Raw genomic sequence first — 2,628 nt, 5'->3', positions numbered from 1 at the left:
TCTCTGCGGCGATCGCCGGCCAGGGCATAGCCATGGGTGACGAATTGACCAGCCGCAAGGCGCTGAACGAGGGCCGGCTGGTGCGCCCTTTCGACATCGCGATCAAATCGCCGCGGTCGTATTTCCTGGTGTCGGAGCACGCCAAGGCCAACCATCCGGTGCTGCAGGCGTTCGGCGGATGGCTGCGATCGAAGCTGTCGGAGAACCGGGTCGGGCCGTATTGAGGCGGAGCGCCCTTTCCGCCTAGTCGGCCCAGACGTGAATCAAATTTGCCGATCAGACGAAAACTATTCGATTGCGGTGAACGCGCGCCGTGCCTACGATTTCAACCGAGACTGAGGAAGAGGCAGGAATGCAGCAACCCGGCCGGGCCGCAGAAATCAAGGCGAACGGGATCGGCAAGAGCTTCGGCTCGTTCCGGGCGCTGGACAATCTGACGCTCGATATCGGCCGCGGCGAGTTCCTGACCCTGCTCGGGCCGTCGGGCTCCGGCAAGACGACATTCCTGATGATCCTGGCCGGCTTCGTGCAGCCGAGCGAGGGCCGCCTGTTCAGCGACGGTGTCGACATCACTCAACGGCCGGCCGAGCAGCGCGCCGCCGGCATGGTGTTCCAGGGCTACGCTTTGTTCCCGCATATGAGCGTCGAGCAGAACATCGCCTTCCCGCTCAAGGTGCGCAAGAAAACGGCCACCGAGATAAGGCAGCGCGTCGGCGAGATGGTCGAGCGCGTCGGGCTGAAGGGCCACGAGAAGAAATTGCCGGCGCAGCTTTCCGGCGGCCAGCAGCAGCGCGTGGCGCTCGCCCGCGCACTGGTGTTCGAGCCGGGCGTGCTCCTGCTCGACGAGCCGTTCTCGGCGCTGGACAAGAGCCTGCGCGGCCAGATGCAGGCCGAGATGAAGCGGCTGCACCAGGAGACCGGCACCACCTTCGTCTTCGTCACCCACGACCAGAGCGAGGCGCTGGCGCTGTCGTCGCGCGTCGCCATTTTCAACCATGGCAAGCTGTTGCAGGTCGGCGCCCCGGACGAGGTCTATGACCGGCCCGCAAACCGCTTCGTCGCCGAGTTCCTGGGCGAGATCAACATGCTGCCGGTGAAGGGCGTCAAGCCCGCCGACAATGGCGCCGTCGGCCTGTGCGAAGACCGCGCGGTCAACATGCGCTGCAAGGCCGAGACGGTCAAAGGCGACGCCCTGCTGGCGATCCGACCGGAGCACATGTCGATCGCGCGCGAGGCGGCGGTGGGCGAGAACGGCATCGCGGCGACCGCGATCGCCTCCACCTATCTGGGCGCTGCGACCAGGCTTGATCTTACGACGCGCCAAGGTTCGAAAGTGACGGTGTCGGTGCCGAACGAGGTGGCCGCGGCGGCGCTAAGCAAGGGCAATTCCATCTGGCTGACCTGGCCGGCCGAAAAAGGTTTCCTCCTTCCGGACGGAGGACAATGACCGCCGCTGCGGCCTGACCTCGCCGCACCGGCTTTCCGGATCAGATCAACGACAAAACAAGGGGAACTGACATGACCGATACCAAGAAACACGCCATCGAATCCCTTGCCGCCAGGGCAAGGAGCGGCGAGATCTCGCGCCGCCAGTTCGCGCAACTGGCAGGCCTCGTGCTGGCAGGCACGCCGCTGCTCATGCGCTCGACCGGCGCCTTCGCCGCGGCAAAGGAACTGGTGCTGGTGAACTGGGGCGGCGACGCCATCACCGCCTATGACGCGGCCTATGGCCAGGCCTTCACCAAGGACACCGGCATCACCGTCAAGATGGACGGCTCGGGCCCGACCGAAGGCGCGATCGCGGCGCAATTCAAGAGCGGCGCGCCGACCTGGGACCTCGTCGACGTCGATCCGTTCTCGGCGATCACGCTGGGCGCGCAAGGCATGCTGGAGCCGATCGACTACGCGGTCGTCGACAAGAAGAAGATGCGCGAGGGTTTCGGCTGGGAATACGCCGCCTCGACCTATTTCTTCTCCTATGTGATTGCCTACGATTCGGAGAAATACGGCAGCGAGGCGCCGACCGGCATGGCCGATTTCTTCGACGTGAAGAAATTCCCCGGCAAGCGCTCGCTCTACAAATGGGGCGTGTCGAGCTGGGAGGCAGCGCTTCTCGCCGACGGCATCGCGCCGGCCTCGCTCTACCCGCTCGATTTGAAGCGCGCGCATGACAAGATCGCCGCCTTCAAGGAGAACGTCGTCGCCTATTGGGGTGGCGGCGCCGAAAGCCAGAGCGTGCTGCTCAACGGCGAGGCCTCGATGGCGATCGTGTGGTCGACGCGCGCCTCGCTGATCGAGCAGGACTCCGGCGGCAAGATCAAATTCATCTGGGACCAGGGCCTGATCTCGCCCGGCGCGCTGGCCGTCCTGAAGAACAACCCCGGCGGCAAGGACGCGGCGATGAAGTTCATCGCCAGCGCGCAGGATCCGCAAAAGCAGTTGGTCATGTTCGACAAGCTCGGACAGGGCCCGGCCAATCCGGCCGCCGACGCGCTGATCCCCGCCGACAAGAAGCGCATCAACCCGGTCGATCCCGAGAACATGAAGAAGCAGATCGCGCTCGACATGGAGTGGTACGCCAAGAATTACGGGCCGGCGCTCGACGAATACACCAAGATCATCTCCGCC

General features: G+C 64.9%; 3 protein-coding genes. All 3 read left to right on the top strand.

Features of this window, described 5'->3' with window-relative positions; translation table 11 throughout:
• A partial coding sequence (locus EN738_RS33285) for a LysR substrate-binding domain-containing protein (protein ID WP_245494846.1) occupies window positions 1-224 on the top strand: 224 nt, incomplete at its 5' end.
• Between the two features lie 128 nt (window positions 225-352).
• Complete coding sequence (locus EN738_RS33280; protein ID WP_127287253.1) at window positions 353-1,447, top strand: ABC transporter ATP-binding protein; 1,095 nt, start codon at window positions 353-355, stop codon at window positions 1,445-1,447.
• Window positions 1,448-1,518: 71 nt separating this feature from the next.
• Window positions 1,519-2,628: ABC transporter substrate-binding protein (locus EN738_RS33275; protein WP_127311731.1), on the top strand; the 1,110-nt coding region annotated here is incomplete at its 3' end.

The organism is Mesorhizobium sp. M4B.F.Ca.ET.017.02.2.1, assembly GCF_003998955.1.
Lineage (GTDB): Bacteria > Pseudomonadota > Alphaproteobacteria > Rhizobiales > Rhizobiaceae > Mesorhizobium > Mesorhizobium abyssinicae.
The sequence above is the reverse complement of the archived record's forward strand: the minus strand, read 5'-3'. Positions and strand labels throughout refer to the sequence as shown.